General features: G+C 63.9%; 16 protein-coding genes. 13 read left to right on the top strand and 3 right to left on the bottom strand.

What is annotated here, in order from left to right:
• The first annotated feature begins 122 nt into the window (after positions 1-122).
• The 9 genes from ldtR to V1479_RS23070 all read left to right on the top strand — a co-directional run bounded on the left by ldtR (position 123) and on the right by V1479_RS23070 (position 8,146).
• Positions 123-635: a transcriptional regulator LdtR gene (gene ldtR, locus V1479_RS23110; protein WP_173190760.1), complete on the top strand. Its 513-nt coding sequence runs from the start codon at positions 123-125 to the stop codon at positions 633-635.
• A gap of 268 nt (positions 636-903) precedes the next feature.
• Positions 904-2,154: a L,D-transpeptidase family protein gene (locus V1479_RS23105; protein ID WP_173190762.1), complete on the top strand. Its 1,251-nt coding sequence runs from the start codon at positions 904-906 to the stop codon at positions 2,152-2,154.
• Between the two features lie 159 nt (positions 2,155-2,313).
• Positions 2,314-3,627 (top strand): serine hydroxymethyltransferase, encoded by a 1,314-nt coding sequence (gene glyA / locus V1479_RS23100; protein WP_368804928.1) that lies wholly within the window; start codon positions 2,314-2,316, stop codon positions 3,625-3,627.
• A 37-nt stretch (positions 3,628-3,664) separates the two neighbouring features.
• Positions 3,665-4,129 carry a transcriptional regulator NrdR gene (gene nrdR / locus V1479_RS23095; protein WP_173190764.1) on the top strand — a complete coding sequence of 155 codons (465 nt, stop codon included), beginning with the start codon at positions 3,665-3,667 and terminating at the stop codon, positions 4,127-4,129.
• A 6-nt stretch (positions 4,130-4,135) separates the two neighbouring features.
• On the top strand, positions 4,136-5,251 hold the full coding sequence (gene ribD / locus V1479_RS23090; protein WP_368804927.1) for a bifunctional diaminohydroxyphosphoribosylaminopyrimidine deaminase/5-amino-6-(5-phosphoribosylamino)uracil reductase RibD: 1,116 nt from the start codon (positions 4,136-4,138) through the stop codon (positions 5,249-5,251).
• Positions 5,251-5,868 carry a riboflavin synthase gene (locus V1479_RS23085; protein ID WP_368804926.1) on the top strand — a complete coding sequence of 206 codons (618 nt, stop codon included), beginning with the start codon at positions 5,251-5,253 and terminating at the stop codon, positions 5,866-5,868. Before ribD ends, V1479_RS23085 begins: the two co-directional genes overlap by 1 nt.
• A 105-nt stretch (positions 5,869-5,973) precedes the next feature.
• Complete coding sequence (locus tag V1479_RS23080; protein WP_368804925.1) at positions 5,974-6,429, top strand: 6,7-dimethyl-8-ribityllumazine synthase; 456 nt, start codon at positions 5,974-5,976, stop codon at positions 6,427-6,429.
• Complete coding sequence (gene nusB / locus V1479_RS23075) at positions 6,426-6,935, top strand: transcription antitermination factor NusB (RefSeq protein WP_376769164.1); 510 nt, start codon at positions 6,426-6,428, stop codon at positions 6,933-6,935. The genes V1479_RS23080 and nusB overlap by 4 nt, the downstream gene beginning before the upstream one ends.
• Positions 6,932-8,146, top strand: coding sequence for an MFS transporter (locus V1479_RS23070; RefSeq protein WP_368804924.1), 1,215 nt, complete (start codon positions 6,932-6,934; stop codon positions 8,144-8,146). The genes nusB and V1479_RS23070 overlap by 4 nt, the downstream gene beginning before the upstream one ends.
• On the opposite strand, the gene V1479_RS23065 is transcribed toward V1479_RS23070, so the two are convergent.
• On the bottom strand, positions 8,147-8,383 hold the full coding sequence (locus V1479_RS23065) for a hypothetical protein (protein WP_368804923.1): 237 nt from the start codon (positions 8,381-8,383) through the stop codon (positions 8,147-8,149). It lies immediately after the preceding gene.
• 70 nt (positions 8,384-8,453) lie between these two features.
• On the opposite strand from V1479_RS23065, the gene V1479_RS23060 reads away from it, so the two are divergent.
• Both V1479_RS23060 and V1479_RS23055 read left to right on the top strand, forming a co-directional pair.
• Entirely contained in the window at positions 8,454-8,948 is a 495-nt protein-coding gene (locus V1479_RS23060) for a DUF2165 family protein (protein ID WP_173190776.1), read from the top strand.
• Between the two features lie 171 nt (positions 8,949-9,119).
• The gene (locus V1479_RS23055; protein WP_368804922.1) at positions 9,120-11,258 is read left to right on the top strand and encodes a sodium-translocating pyrophosphatase; all 2,139 of its coding nucleotides are present in this window, start codon (positions 9,120-9,122) and stop codon (positions 11,256-11,258) included.
• A gap of 79 nt (positions 11,259-11,337) precedes the next feature.
• Here the strand turns inward: V1479_RS23055 and V1479_RS23050 are convergent, their stop codons facing one another.
• Complete coding sequence (locus tag V1479_RS23050) at positions 11,338-11,847, bottom strand: outer membrane protein assembly factor BamE (RefSeq protein WP_438620833.1); 510 nt, start codon at positions 11,845-11,847, stop codon at positions 11,338-11,340.
• Between the two features lie 108 nt (positions 11,848-11,955).
• Between V1479_RS23050 and V1479_RS23045 the strand changes: the two genes are divergently transcribed.
• Both V1479_RS23045 and V1479_RS23040 read left to right on the top strand, forming a co-directional pair.
• Positions 11,956-12,510: a ubiquinol-cytochrome C chaperone family protein gene (locus V1479_RS23045; RefSeq protein ID WP_173190778.1), complete on the top strand. Its 555-nt coding sequence runs from the start codon at positions 11,956-11,958 to the stop codon at positions 12,508-12,510.
• Complete coding sequence (locus V1479_RS23040) at positions 12,507-13,058, top strand: YceD family protein (protein WP_368804920.1); 552 nt, start codon at positions 12,507-12,509, stop codon at positions 13,056-13,058. The genes V1479_RS23045 and V1479_RS23040 overlap by 4 nt, the downstream gene beginning before the upstream one ends.
• A gap of 6 nt (positions 13,059-13,064) precedes the next feature.
• On the opposite strand, the gene V1479_RS23035 is transcribed toward V1479_RS23040, so the two are convergent.
• Complete coding sequence (locus V1479_RS23035; protein WP_368804919.1) at positions 13,065-14,291, bottom strand: glycosyltransferase; 1,227 nt, start codon at positions 14,289-14,291, stop codon at positions 13,065-13,067.
• Between the last annotated feature and the right edge of the window lie 5 nt (positions 14,292-14,296).

Raw genomic sequence — 14,296 nt, 5'->3', positions numbered from 1 at the left:
GGCCCCTGGTAAGCCCTTGTTAAGCCTGCGGTTTAAGTCGAATTTTATAGGCATTCGATAAGGTCGGGCCAAGGTGAGAACAAAAAACAAAATCACCGGGCGTCAAAACGAGAGGCTAGACCATGATGACTTCGCGCCAGGCGGCGAAGCCCGCTGAAAACAACGATCGCTACGACTCGATCCGTTCGCTTTATCTTGAATCGCTTCAGCTCGTCGAGCGGCTGCACCGCCGGTTGCTTGATGTGATCAAGGATGAATTTGACCGTGCGGGTCGCAGCGACATCAATTCCATCCAGGCACTGCTGCTCTTCAATATCGGTTCGGCTGAGCTGACCGCCGGCGAGCTGCGTTCGCGGGGCTACTATCTCGGCTCGAACGTGTCCTACAACCTCAAGAAGCTGGTCGACCTGGGCTTTATCAACCACCAGCGTTCGCGTGTCGACCGCCGCTCGGTGCGGGTGAGCCTGACGCCGAAGGGGCAGGAGGTCGCCGAGGTCGTCGCACGCCTCTATGACCGTCACGTCGGTTCGATCGAGCAGGTCGGCGGCATCAATTCGGAAGAGTTCCAGCAGATGAACCGCGCCCTGCAGCGCCTTGACCGCTTCTGGAACGATACCATCGCCTACCGCATGTAGGACCCACTCTCCGTATCGGGCCACCGGGGTCCGATTCTATCCAAACCGCAAGCGGCCCGCCGCTTGCGGTTCGCCGTTTTCAGAGTTCCGCGGCGCTGCGCCGCACCTTGGTCACGATCCTGCCATAAAGGAATGAAACCGAAACGGATAACTTCCGTAAAGGAGTGTGGCAGCCGGGCGGGTTTGGCGATTCTTAACGTTAACCGCTCACTATGCCGGATGAAGTCGCGACTTTTCGCGGCAGACGAGAACAATGTCGGGAAAATCCATGAAGACATCTCGCCGTATCTTCCTTGCCGGTGCGGGTGCGACAGCAGCCAGCGCCTTGTCTGGAAGCGCGTTCGCGCAAAGCGCCATCGATGACATCCTCGCGTCAACCCAGCGCGGCAACTGGGACGACCAGTTCGACGCGCGCGCCACGACGCAGCCGGGCACCGTGGTCTCGACGACGCCGGTGTTCAGCCCGTTCACCGTTGCCTACATCGAGCAGACGCTTGGCCAGTATCGCGACATCGTCTCGCGCGGCGGCTGGCCGATGGTGCCGGACACCAAGGCCCTCAAGGTCGGCGTTGTCGACCCCGACGTGCAGGTGCTGCGCCGCCGCCTGATGATCTCGGGTGACCTTTCGGAACAGGCGGGCATCTCGTCTTCATTCGACACCTACGTTGACGCCGCGCTCAAACGCTTCCAGATCCGCCACGGCATACCAGCCGACGGCGCCACCGGCCGCTTCACCTATGGCGCCATGAACGTTTCCGCGCAGGTGCGGCTCGGCCAGCTCGAGACCAATCTCGTGCGTCTGCGCTCGATGTCCGGTTTCCTCGGCGATCGTTACGTGATGGTGAACATTCCCGCCATTCAGATCGAAGCAGTCGAAGGGGACCGCGTTGTCTCGCGTCATGCTGCCGTGGTCGGCAAGATCGACCGCCAGACGCCGATCCTGAATTCCAAGATCCACGAGATCATCATCAATCCGTACTGGAACGCGCCTGAATCGATCGTGCGCCGCGACATCATTCCGCTGATGCGCAAGAATCCGCAGTATCTGACCGAAAACAACATCCGCATCCTCGGGCCAAACGGCGAGGTCGATCCGATGAGCATCGACTGGTCGACGGAAGAGGCGGCAAAGCTGCGCTTCCGGCAGGATCCGGGCAAGATCAACGCCATGGCTTCGGTGAAGATCAACTTCCCCAACCCGCACGCGGTCTACATGCACGACACGCCGCAGCAGAGCCTGTTCAACCAGCTCGAACGGTTCCACTCGTCGGGCTGCGTGCGCGTCCAGAACGTGCGCGACCTCGTCACCTGGCTGCTTCGTGACACGCCCGGCTGGGACAGGCGCCATATCGAGCAGACGATCCAGAACGATTCGGACGTCCCGGTTGCTCTGACGAATCCGGTGCCGGTGTATTTCACCTATATTTCGGCCTGGGCAAGCGACGGTGGTGTGGCGCATTTCCGCGACGACATCTACGGCCGCGACGGGGTGGAGGAGCTTCAGCTCTCCACGCTTTGATTGCCAGAAGCACTGCAAAATTGAAGGCCGCCTCCCGGGCGGCCTTTTCTTTTTTCGGAACGGCGCAAAGCGGCGATCAAAATTCGCGTGCCGAACATGGAAGGGCCTCGGGAAGTGTGTTAATGCGCCGCCATCTCCCGACGAGTAAAGGACTGAGCCATGGCCCTCGACCCCGCAGCAGCGACGGATGCGTCCGCATTCTTCACCGAGACGCTCGAATCGCGCGACCCGGAAATCTTTGGGGCCATCCGCAAGGAGCTCGGTCGCCAGCGTGATGAAATCGAGCTGATCGCCTCGGAGAACATCGTCTCCCGCGCCGTTCTCGAGGCGCAGGGCTCGATCATGACCAACAAATATGCGGAAGGGTATCCGGGCAAGCGCTACTATGGCGGCTGCCAGTTCGTGGACATCGCCGAGGAACTGGCCATTGAGCGCGCCAAGAAGCTGTTTTCCTGCAACTTCGCAAACGTGCAGCCTAATTCGGGCTCGCAGATGAACCAGGCGGTGTTCCTGGCGCTGCTGCAGCCGGGCGACACCTTCATGGGGCTGGACCTCAACTCCGGCGGCCACCTGACGCACGGCTCGCCGGTCAACATGTCCGGCAAGTGGTTCAACGTCGTCTCCTACGGCGTGCGCGAGGACGACCACCTGCTCGATATGGACGCCATCGAAAAGCAGGCGCACGAGACCAAGCCGAAGCTGATCCTCGCCGGCGGCACCGCCTATTCGCGCATCTGGGACTGGAAGCGTTTTCGCGAGATCGCAGACAGCGTCGGCGCATGGCTGATGGTCGATATGGCCCATATCGCAGGCCTCGTTGCCGGCGGCGTGCATCCGTCGCCGATCCCGCACGCCCACGTCGTGACCACCACGACCCACAAGTCGCTGCGCGGCCCGCGCGGCGGCATGATCCTCACCAATGACGAGGACATCGCCAAGAAGATTAACTCCGCTGTCTTCCCCGGCCTCCAGGGCGGGCCGCTGATGCATGTCATCGCCGCGAAGGCGGTGGCCTTCCGCGAGGCGCTGCAGCCGGAATTCCACGCCTATGCGCAGAACGTCGTCACCAACGCCAAGGCGCTGGCCGCGAGCCTGCAGGAGACCGGGCTCGACATCGTCTCGGGTGGCACCGACAACCATTTGATGCTGGTCGACCTGAGGCCGAAGAACGCGACCGGCAAGCGCGCCGAGGCAGCACTGGGCCGTGCCCACGTCACCTGCAACAAGAACGGCATTCCGTTCGATCCCGAAAAGCCGTTCGTGACCTCGGGCGTGCGCCTCGGCACGCCGGCCGGCACCACGCGCGGCTTCGGCGCGGCCGAGTTCCGCGAGATCGGCAAGCTGATCGCCGAGGTGCTGGACGGGCTGAAGGTCGCAAACTCGGACGAAGGCAACGCTTCGGTCGAGGCCGCGGTGCGCAAGAAGGTGGAAGCACTGTGCGAACGCTTTCCGCTCTACCCCTATCTGGGGTAAGCAGTCCGGCGAGACAGATTCACCGGATCGATAAGCTATGCGCTGCCCCTACTGCCAGTCCGAAGATACGCAGGTGAAGGATTCCCGCCCCGCCGAAGACGGGGCGGCGATCCGCCGCCGCCGCGTCTGCCCGGATTGCGGCGGCCGTTTCACCACCTTCGAGCGCGTGCAGTTGCGCGATCTCGTGGTGCTGAAGAAATCGGGCCGCAAGGTTCCGTTCGACCGCGACAAGCTGCTGCGCTCCGTTGAAATCGCCGTGCGCAAGCGCAATGTCGACCCGGAGCGAATTGACCGTGCCGTCAGCGGCATCGTCCGCCAGCTCGAAAGTTCCGGCGAGAGCGAGGTGGTTTCCGGCGAGATCGGCCGTCTCGTCATGGAGGCCTTGAAGTCGATAGACGATGTTGCCTATGTGCGCTTCGCATCGGTCTACCGCAATTTCCGCGAGGCCAAGGATTTTCACGACGTGCTCGGCGAGTTGCGGGGCGACGAAGACGAGGAGTAGGCGGCGATGGCGGCAAAGGACGCTGCCCGGCAGGCGGAGACTGACCGCCGCTTCATGGCCGCCGCCATCCGGCTTTCGCGCAGGCATCTTGGCCTGACGGCCACAAACCCGTCTGTGGCAACCCTGATCGTGTGCGACGGCGTGATCGTCGGGCGCGGTGTGACGGCCATCGGCGGCCGGCCGCATGCCGAGACGCAGGCGCTGGCCGAGGCCGGCGATCGCGCGCGCGGCGCGACCGCCTACGTCACCCTCGAACCCTGCGCCCATCATGGCCGCACGCCGCCTTGCGCCGACGCGCTCGTCACCGCGGGCGTGGCGCGGGTGGTGGGCGCTGCCAGCGATCCGGACGAACGCGTTTCGGGCAAGGGATATGCAATCCTGCGTGCCGACGGCATCGAAGTGACGGAGGGCGTGCTGGCAGAAGCCGCCGCCGATATGCTGGCCGGCTACCTGAATCGGTCCCTGAAAAAACGGCCGGAAGTGATTCTCAAGCTTGCGATTTCTGCCGACGGCATGATCGGTCGGCGCGGAGAATGCCAGGTCGCAATTACCGGCACGCAGGCGAGGCTTCAGGTGCATATGATGCGCGCCGAATGCGATGCAATCCTGATCGGGGTCGGCACTGCCGTTGACGACGACCCAGAGCTGACATGCCGGCTTCCGGGGCTGGAAGCGCGCTCGCCGACGCGTATCGTGATCGACCGGAGCCTGCGGCTGCCGCCTTCTTCAAAGCTTGCCCAAAGCGCACGCGACGTGCCGGTGCTGGTGGCCGCAGCCGGCGACGCGGATGCGGGCCGACGCGCCGGGCTGGCAGCGCAGGGTGTCGGCTTCCTCGCAGTCGAGATCGACGAGACCGGACGGATCGCGCTGCCCGAACTGCTGGAAGACCTGGCCGCGCAGGGCACGATGACGGTGATGGTCGAAGGCGGCGCGGAAACGGCCGCTCATTTCCTCGACGAGGGTCTCGTCGACCGCATAGCACTCTATGTCGGGCCGGGCACGGTGGGAGAGGGGGGTGTCGCGTCGCCGCTCGATCCGTCCGACCCGCCGGAAGGTTTCCGTCTCGTGCGGGAAGCCACGTTCGGCAACGACCTCTATCGCGAATATGTAAGGACACGCTGATGTTTACCGGGATCGTCACCGACGTGGGGCGCGTCGCATCCGTCTCGCCGCTGCCGGAAGGAATCCGGCTGCGGATCGAGACGGCCTACGACCCAGAGACGATCGCGATCGGGGCGTCGATCGCGTGTGCCGGCGTCTGCCTGACGGTCGTGGCGCTTCCCGAGCAGGGCTCGAACCAGCGCTGGTTCGAGGTCGAGGCTTGGGAGGAAGCGCTGCGCCTGACGACGACCGCGAACTGGGGCGAGGGCACCGCGATCAACCTCGAACGCGCGCTGAAGATCGGCGATGAACTGGGCGGCCACATCGTCTCCGGCCATGTCGACGGCACGGCCGAGATCGTCGAGCGCAAGGAGGAGGGCGACGCCGTGCGCTTCACCATCGAGGCGCCGAAGGAACTGGCCCGCTTCATCGCCCCGAAAGGGTCGGTGGCGCTGGACGGCACGTCGCTGACCGTTAATCACGTCGAAGGCAGGCGTTTCGACGTGCTTCTGATCCACCACTCGCTTTCCGTAACGACGTGGGGCCAGCGCCAGCCCGGCGACCGCATCAACCTCGAAGTCGACACCATGGCCCGCTATGCCGCGCGACTGAGCGAGGCTGCTGCGGAGGGGTTGTAGCTCCATTTTGCAAGCCTTGCGTCCCGCGCAGGGCCGCTACCCGCAACGAACCGCTTGCTAAGGTGTCGGCTTCGGCCTAAGTCACCGGCGACTTCGGAGACGACCATGGCAAGCAAAAAACAACTCAAACTTCTCATCGTCGAGGCGCGTTTCTACGACGACCTTTCCGATGCGCTGCTTGCTGGCGCCAAGGCCGCGCTGGATGCCGCCGGCGCGCGTTACGACGTGGTGACCGTGCCTGGCGCGCTTGAAGTGCCGGCCGCAATCTCGTTCGCGCTCGACGGCGGCGAGGCCGACGGGACGGAGTATGACGGCTTCGTCGCGCTCGGCTGCGTGATCCGTGGCGAGACCTATCATTTCGACATCGTGGCCAACGAATCCTGCCGTGCGCTGATGGACCTCGCCGTCGAAGAATCGGCTGCGATCGGCAACGGCATCCTGACCGTCGAGAACGAGGCGCAGGCCTGGGCGCGCGCCAAGATGGATGAGGGCGACAAGGGCGGTTTCGCCGCGCGCGCCGCCCTCACCATGATCGAACTGCGCGACCGTCTGGGAGCGTGATCGTGTCGGAGAAATCCCCAGCGGGCAAAGCGGCAGGACCGCGCCAGGCCAACAAGCGTGGCGCTGCGCGCCTCGCCGCCGTGCAGGCACTCTACCAGATGGATGTCGCCGGCAGCGGCATTCTTGAGATCACCGCGGAATATGAGCAGTTCCGCCTCGGCAAGGAAGTCGATGGCGCGCAATATCGCGAGGCCGACGCACAGTGGTTCCGCGCGATCCTTTCGGGCGTGGTTGAGAACCAGAAGAACGTCGACCCGATCATTCGTCAGGCGCTGACCGACGACTGGCCTCTCTCGCGGCTCGATTCGACGCTGCGCGCGATCCTGCGCGCCGGCGTGTACGAGCTGATGCAGCGCGGCGACGTGCCGGTTGCCGTGATCGTTTCCGAATATGTCGACATCGCCAAGGCGTTCTACGAGGACGACGAGCCCAAGCTGGTGAACGCCGTGCTCGATCGCGTATCGCGGCGTGTGCGTGGCGAAGGCAAGGGCAGGGATCCCGCATGAGCATGCCCGGCGAATCGCAGGCGCGGCGCACGGCGATCGTCCTCGCTGCCTCGCAGGCGATCGTCGGTTCCGCAGCGCCCATCTCCTTCTCCGTCGGCGGGCTCGCCGGCTACTATCTGCTCGATGCCGACAAGTCGCTGGCGACGATTCCCGTCACCGCGTTCACGGTTGGCGTCGCCGTGGGCGCGATTCCTGCAGCAAGCATCATCAAGAAGGTTGGCCAGCGCGCCGGCTTCATGACCGGCACCGGCATCACCGCCGTCGGCGGGGCCGTGGCGACGCTCGGGCTTTTCCAGGCCTCGTTCCTGCTGTTCAGCTTCGGCTTGCTTGTGCTCGGCTTCGGCGGCGCCTTCGTGCAGCAGTTCCGCTTTGCCGCTGCCGACAACGCACCGCCTGCCTTCAAGGCGAGGGCGATCTCGTTCGTGCTCGCAGGGGGCATCATCACGGCCATACTGGGGCCGCAGGTGGTGATCTTCACGCGCGAAATGCTCGCGCCGGTGATGTTTGCGGGCTCGTTTGCCGCCATCATTGGCTTGGCGGCAGTCGGCGCGATGATCCTCGCTTTCCTGCCGGCGCGCCAGGCCGGCTCGTCGCACGTGTCCGGCGCGGAAGAACCCGCCCGGCCGCTCGGCGAGATTCTCCGCCAGCCGCTCTTCGCCATCGGCCTCCTGTGCGCCGTAGGCTCCTACGCGCTGATGAGCTTCGTGATGACCGGCGCGCCGCTGGCCATGGTTGGCTGCGGTTTCTCGCCCGACGAAGCTGCGCTCGGCATCTCGTGGCACGTGATGGCGATGTTCGGACCGAGCTTTATCACCGGCAGGCTGATCTCGCGCTTCGGCCGCGAAACCATGGTCGGCGTCGGGCTCCTGCTTCTTGTCGGCTGCGCGCTGGTCGGCTTGTCCGGCATCGATTTGTGGCAGTTCTGGACGGCGCTGATCCTGCTCGGCCTCGGCTGGAACTTCGCTTTCATCGGCGCGACCGCGATGGTGGCCGATGCGTACCGTCCCTCGGAGAAGGGTAAGGTACAGGGCTTCCACGATTTCGTGCTGTTCGGCTCGGTGGCGCTCGCCTCGTTCATGTCCGGTGTCGTCTACAACGAATGGGGCTGGGACATGCTCAACTGGGTGATCTTCCCGGTTGTGGTGCTGTGCCTTGCAGGCCTGGGAGCGCTGGTCGTGCTTCGTCGCAACACGGCCGTTGTATCCTCCTGATCATCTGCGCCCGAAGGCGGGGTGGTCGATCGTGAGTTCGAGCCGACGCGTCTCTCCGTCGAAGATCCAGCGGCGCTGTGCTACGGCGAACTCGTGGACGCTTCCTCCGGCCGTTAGCGAGAGGATGTCGCCAACCGCCGCCATTGGTCCCGGATTGGCCGCTTCGATGAACTCCATCAGCGCATGGTGCCTGGCATAACGTTCAGCCGATGCTGTCAGCCGGATACCCACATGCATGTCGCCGCCCGCAATACCGCTTCCCGGATTTGTGGGAGTATGTTTGCGGGAATCAGATGGAGGTTTCGTCATGACCATGCGCCTTTCCAAGATCGTCATGTGCCTGTGCCTTGCGGCATTCTGCTTTCTCGTCGCTTTCGGCAACATAACCGACTACGGCTCGAACTACGCGTTCGTACAGCACGTATTGAGCATGGACACGACCTTTCCCGGCAATGCGCTGATGTATCGGGCGATCACCAACCCTGCACTTTGGACGGCAGGCTATTGGCTGATCATCGCTGGCGAAGCCATTACCTGCATTCTGTTCCTGGTGGCTGCATGGCGTCTGTGGAGCGCGCGCAGCGGTACCGCCGCGCAATTCAACGGCGCCAAGGGTGGCGTGGCCCTGGCCGCCACGATGGGTTTCCTGGTCTGGTTCCTGGGTTTCATGGTCATCGGCGGCGAATGGTTCGCCATGTGGCAGTCGAGCACCTGGAACGGGCAGGACGCGGCCTTCAAGTTCTACATCACCATCCTCGCCGTGCTGATCTACGTCAACCAGCCCGACGGTGAGCTGGCTTAGGCCGCAAGGGCCGGAACCGCTGAAAGGCGGGACAAAACATCAACTGAACCTTGACGTTCGCCGGACCGTTTCGCAAGCTGCTGCGGAAGGGTGAAGGCCGCTCGGCTTCCACCCTGTTTCTAACTGGTCCGGGGAGGGGTCTTTCGGACCGCAATCGAGGAAATCCGTGAAATGACCATACTTTATGTCGTCATTCTCTGCGGCGTCCTGTCTGTCGTCTATGCATTCTGGGCGACACAGTCGGTCCTTGCGGCCGATCAGGGCAATGCACGCATGCAGGAAATTGCAGGCGCGATCCGGGAGGGAGCGCAGGCCTATCTGAACCGCCAGTACACAACCATCGCCATTGTCGGCATCGTCGTCTTCGTACTCGCCTGGCTTCTTTTGTCGGGTGCGGCGGCCGTCGGCTTCCTGATCGGCGCCGTGCTCTCGGGCGCGGCCGGCTATATCGGCATGCACGTGTCCGTGCGCGCCAATGTGCGCACCGCGCAGGCAGCGTCGAACAGCCTCGCAGCCGGCCTCGACGTCGCCTTCAAGGCGGGCGCGATCACCGGCATGCTGGTCGCCGGCCTCGCGCTGCTGGGCGTGGCCGTCTACTACTGGGTCCTGATCGGTCCCATGGGCTATTCGCCGGCGGACCGTGCGGTGATCGATGCGCTGGTCGCGCTCGGCTTCGGCGCCTCACTGATCTCGATCTTCGCGCGTCTCGGCGGCGGCATCTTCACCAAGGGTGCGGACGTCGGCGGCGATCTCGTCGGCAAGGTGGAAGCAGGCATTCCGGAGGATGATCCGCGCAACCCGGCCACGATCGCCGACAACGTGGGCGACAATGTCGGCGACTGCGCCGGCATGGCGGCCGACCTGTTCGAGACCTATGCGGTGACCGTCGTCGCCACGATGGTGCTCGGCGCGATCTTCTTTGCCGGCACCGACGTGCTCGGCTCGGTGATGGTCTACCCGCTCGCCATCTGTGCGGCCTGCATCATCACGTCGATCATCGGCACTTTCTTTGTCAAGCTCGGCGCCAATGGCTCGATCATGGGCGCGTTGTACAAGGGCCTTATCGTCACCGGCCTGCTGACCATCGTTGGCGTGGGCGCTGCGACTTCGCTGACCATCGGCTGGGGTTCGATCGGCACGGTTGCCGGCATGGACATCACCGGCTCGGCACTGTTCGCCTGCGGCGTGATCGGCCTGGTGGTCACCGGCCTGATCGTCGTGATTACCGAATACTACACCGGCACAGACAAGCGTCCGGTCAATTCGATCGCACAGGCTTCCGTGACCGGTCACGGCACCAACGTGATCCAGGGCCTTGCCGTTTCGCTGGAATCGACGGCGCTGCCGGCGATCGTCATCGTCGGCGGTATTCTCGCGACCTTCCAGCTTGCCGGCCTGTTTGGAACAGCGATCGCGGTGACGACCATGCTCGGCCTCGCCGGCATGATCGTGGCGCTCGACGCGTTCGGCCCGGTCACCGACAATGCAGGCGGCATCGCCGAAATGTCGGGTCTGCCGCCGGAAGTGCGCCAGTCCACCGACGCGCTCGACGCCGTCGGCAACACCACCAAGGCCGTCACCAAGGGCTATGCGATCGGCTCGGCCGGTCTTGGCGCGCTGGTGCTGTTTGCAGCCTACTCCTACGATCTGGAGTTCTTCATCGCGAACAGCGAGCAGTACCCGTACTTCCAGGGTATGCAGGACGTATCGTTCTCGCTGTCCAACCCGTACGTCGTGGCGGGCCTGATCTTCGGCGGCCTCATCCCCTACCTGTTCGGCGGCATCGCCATGACGGCGGTGGGACGTGCGGCCGGCTCGATCGTGGAGGAAGTGCGCCGTCAGTTCCGCGCCGATGCCGGGATCATGGCAGGTACCTCCAAGCCTGATTACGCCCGCGCCGTCGACATGCTGACGCGGGCCGCGATCAAGGAGATGATCATTCCGTCGCTGCTGCCCGTGCTCGCGCCGCTCGTCGTTTATTTCGGCGTGCTGCTGATCTCGGGCTCAAAAGCGTCCGCGTTCGCAGCGCTGGGTGCAATGCTCCTCGGCGTGATCGTCAACGGCCTGTTCGTTGCTATCTCGATGACCTCGGGCGGCGGCGCATGGGACAACGCCAAGAAGTCTTTCGAGGACGGCTTCACGGACAAGGACGGCGTCAAGCACTTGAAGGGTTCGGAGGCGCACAAGGCTTCCGTGACCGGTGATACGGTCGGCGATCCCTACAAGGACACTGCTGGCCCGGCGGTGAACCCCGCCATCAAGATCACCAACATCATGGCGCTTCTGCTTCTGGCCGTTCTCGCGCACTGACGCGCCAGCCAGGCACCAAAAAGAAGGCCGCGGGAGTGATCCCGCGGCCTTCTTCGTTTCCGGAATTCGAAGGCGGCGACTACCTGACAGGGAAGGAGCTAGGACGTCCTGCTACGCCGGTCAGCATCTGCGAGACGAAACTCTGGTCGCGACCGCCTGTCGGCGTGGTGCGGGTGATGAAATCGAAGACCTTACCGTCCTGCAGGCCATAATGGGCCAGATTGCTGACGCGGCCGTCCTCGCCGAGATAGACTGCAAGCACGCGCTGGTCGGTCACTCGCGGGTTCATGAAGGCAACGGGGCGCACGCGCGTCTGCGAAATGTAATAAAGCACTTCGTTGTCGAAGGTGGCGGTGGTGGAAGGCGTGCCGAGCGCCAGCAGCACCTGCTCGCGGCTCGAGCCCACCGGCACCATTTCCAGCGTTTCCTCGTCCACCACGTAACCATGCGTCAGCGTTTCTCTGGCCGTCAACGCACCTTCCGTGTTGCAGCCCGCCAGCAGCACCGATGTGCCAAGAACAACGAGCGCGGCATATGCAGGCCGGATTGCGACCGCCGTCGAGAACCGCGTTTTCGTCTTCATTTCCATGATAATCCTGTCCCCTGTGCGGCTTGCGCCGAGCGGCAAAAGCGGTAAACCAGCTTGCGCGGCGATGCAACCGCATCGCCACCGAAACCGGTTTCGAAAGCCCTTGCCATGTTCAAGTCCATCCTGAGCCTCGGTCGGCGTCCCAATCAACGGATCACCGACGCGCTCTACGGCGAAATCGTGGCATCCGCGCGGCAGCCGACTTTCTATTCCGAATGGGGCGTATCGGATACGCCGCTCGGGCGATTTGAGATGCTTTGCGTTCACATGTTCCTGTTTCTCGACAGGGCAAAAGGCAGCACGACGGCGCTGGGCGATGTCGCGCAGGACATGACGGACGAGTTCTTCAAGGATGTCGAGCATTCGCTGCGCGAACTGGGGATAGGCGATCTTGGCGTTCCCAAGCGGATGAAGAAGCTCGCCAAGATGTTCTACGGCCGCGCGGAAGCCTATCGCGAGGCGCTGGCTGCGGGCGACACGCCGGCCCTGACGGCAGCACTCGCCCGCAATATCGGACCCGAACGCGAGGTCTGGCCGGAAGCGGCGCATATCGCAACCTATGTCGAGCGGTCCTCCGCGCTGCTTGCGACGCAGCCGGACGACGAACTGCTCGCAGGCCGGGTCGTCTTTCCAAATGCGGGGGAAGGAGCAGGCAAGGCATGAGCGACCAGACGAAAAGCCCGGTTTCATTCCCCGTCAACGTTGCGCGCCTGCCAAAGAAGGGCATGGAGGTCGTGATCGAGGCCGACGCGGAGCAGCGCGGCGCACTTGCCGCTGCACATGACCTTAGCGCCGTCGAGCGGTTCACGGCCAGGCTGGAGGTCAATAGCTGGAAAAGGGGCGGCGTGAAGGTTGCGGGGCATGTTCGCGCCGACATCGTGCAGGCGTGCATCGTCACGCTCGACCCGGTCGCCGAAACCGTGGACGAGGAGGTCTCGGCACTGTTCCTGCCGGAGAATTCGAAGCTGATGGTGCCCAGGCGCTCGGCGGAGGGCGAGATTCTGCTCGATGCAGAGGGGGACGATGCGCCCGAGCCGTTTACGGGCGACACGGTCGATGTCGGCCAGCTTGCCGAGGAATTTTTCGCGCTGGGCATCAATCCCTATCCTCGCAAAGCGGGGGTGGCTGTGGAGCCTGCCGCCGACGGGTCCGAAGATGAAAAGCGCGGACCGCTTTATGAAAAGCTGCAGGCTCTGAAAAAGAAGCCTTGAGGCTCGTCAGCCGGCCTCTGCGGTCAGCGGGCTACCGGTCAGCAGCTCGATGATACGCCGGTTGACGGCATCTTCCGTGAATTCGCCTTGCTGGAAATGCGCGTAGGCGGCTGAGCCGTGGCTGCGCAAAAGCGCCGGATTATCGAGATAATGCCGGATGGCTGCTTCCAGCCGGTCGGCCATGCCCGCCTGCGGCGATACTGGAATGATGGTTCCGCTGACGCCGTCCTCGACGATATGGGTGCAGCCGGGCACGTCGCTCGCGATACTCGGCAGGCCGCTTGCCGCTGCCTCGATGAGAATGCGGGGAATACCCTCGCCATAGCGCGTGGGCAGGCAGACGAGGTCGACGTCGCGCAACAGCGAAGGCATGTCGCTGCTCTCGCCCAGAAATGTGATCGACGGTTCACCGGCGAGCTGTGCGGGCGAATAGCCGTCGGGATCGTGCGGCTCGACCATCCCGGCGACCAGGAACTCCACTTTTCCCGTGCCCGACAGGCGCCGTGCCACGTCCACAAAGGCGTCGAGGCCCTTCGCGCGCAGCAGGCGAGAGGCGAACAGCACGCGCACGGCTTCGCGCTTCTGTCGCGCTTCGCCCGGATGGAAGCGGGAGGGATCGACGCCCGCGCCGGCGATGGCCATCGACGTTTCGGGCCTGATGTAGCCGAGAGACAGCCAGTGATCGCGGTCGGTCGGCGTCTCGAAAGTGAAAAAGACGTTCCTGCGCCGCGACAGGAAACGGATCACCGCTCCGACAACCTTGCGCGTTGCACCCGCGCCTGCGCCGTTGTGCTCGCTTCCGGGCGACATCAGCCGACCGAGGCCGGGGATTGTGACGACGATGCGTTCAGGTCCGCGTCCGATCAGCCGCGCTGTGACTGCCGCGAGGCCGGAAAAGACCGCCGGCTTCAAGGTGATGAGCTGGATATAGCGGGGCCGGTTGACTGCGATCTCGCGCAGGCTGGCAAAGAACAGCCGGAGATCGGAGAGCGGATGAAATGTGAAGCGGTCGACCGATACGTTGATGTGCCGCCATTGGCCCAGACGCTCCGGCGAAAGCGGCGGCCCGCCGACGAGCACCGTAACGTCGTGGCCGGCAGCGGCAAGCACATCGGCTACCTGCCGCCGATGGCGGAGAAAATACTCTCCATCGTTGCAGATGAAGGTCGTGCGAATGGATTTCACCTTGATGCCGAAGTTCAGGAGGGAAGGCCTATCGTTTTGTCGTTGCATCCCTT

The sequence above is a fragment of the Neoaquamicrobium sediminum genome (assembly GCF_040970315.1).
Taxonomy (GTDB): domain Bacteria; phylum Pseudomonadota; class Alphaproteobacteria; order Rhizobiales; family Rhizobiaceae; genus Aerobium; species Aerobium sediminum.
Note: the sequence above shows the minus strand (reverse complement) of the source record. Positions and strands in the feature narration are given on the sequence as shown.

Excerpts from the sequence above, each read along its gene's own strand:
- ldtR (WP_173190760.1), top strand. The coding sequence starts at position 123 with ATGATGACTTCGCGCCAGGCGGCGAAGCCCGCTGAAAACAACGATCGC.
- V1479_RS23105 (WP_173190762.1), top strand. The coding sequence starts at position 904 with ATGAAGACATCTCGCCGTATCTTCCTTGCCGGTGCGGGTGCGACAGCA.
- glyA (WP_368804928.1), top strand. The coding sequence starts at position 2,314 with ATGGCCCTCGACCCCGCAGCAGCGACGGATGCGTCCGCATTCTTCACC.
- nrdR (WP_173190764.1), top strand. The coding sequence starts at position 3,665 with ATGCGCTGCCCCTACTGCCAGTCCGAAGATACGCAGGTGAAGGATTCC.
- ribD (WP_368804927.1), top strand. The coding sequence starts at position 4,136 with ATGGCGGCAAAGGACGCTGCCCGGCAGGCGGAGACTGACCGCCGCTTC.
- V1479_RS23085 (WP_368804926.1), top strand. The coding sequence starts at position 5,251 with ATGTTTACCGGGATCGTCACCGACGTGGGGCGCGTCGCATCCGTCTCG.
- V1479_RS23080 (WP_368804925.1), top strand. The coding sequence starts at position 5,974 with ATGGCAAGCAAAAAACAACTCAAACTTCTCATCGTCGAGGCGCGTTTC.
- V1479_RS23070 (WP_368804924.1), top strand. The coding sequence starts at position 6,932 with ATGAGCATGCCCGGCGAATCGCAGGCGCGGCGCACGGCGATCGTCCTC.
- V1479_RS23065 (WP_368804923.1), bottom strand. The coding sequence starts at position 8,383 with ATGCATGTGGGTATCCGGCTGACAGCATCGGCTGAACGTTATGCCAGG.
- V1479_RS23060 (WP_173190776.1), top strand. The coding sequence starts at position 8,454 with ATGACCATGCGCCTTTCCAAGATCGTCATGTGCCTGTGCCTTGCGGCA.
- V1479_RS23055 (WP_368804922.1), top strand. The coding sequence starts at position 9,120 with ATGACCATACTTTATGTCGTCATTCTCTGCGGCGTCCTGTCTGTCGTC.
- V1479_RS23050 (WP_438620833.1), bottom strand. The coding sequence starts at position 11,847 with ATGGAAATGAAGACGAAAACGCGGTTCTCGACGGCGGTCGCAATCCGG.
- V1479_RS23045 (WP_173190778.1), top strand. The coding sequence starts at position 11,956 with ATGTTCAAGTCCATCCTGAGCCTCGGTCGGCGTCCCAATCAACGGATC.
- V1479_RS23040 (WP_368804920.1), top strand. The coding sequence starts at position 12,507 with ATGAGCGACCAGACGAAAAGCCCGGTTTCATTCCCCGTCAACGTTGCG.
- V1479_RS23035 (WP_368804919.1), bottom strand. The coding sequence starts at position 14,291 with ATGCAACGACAAAACGATAGGCCTTCCCTCCTGAACTTCGGCATCAAG.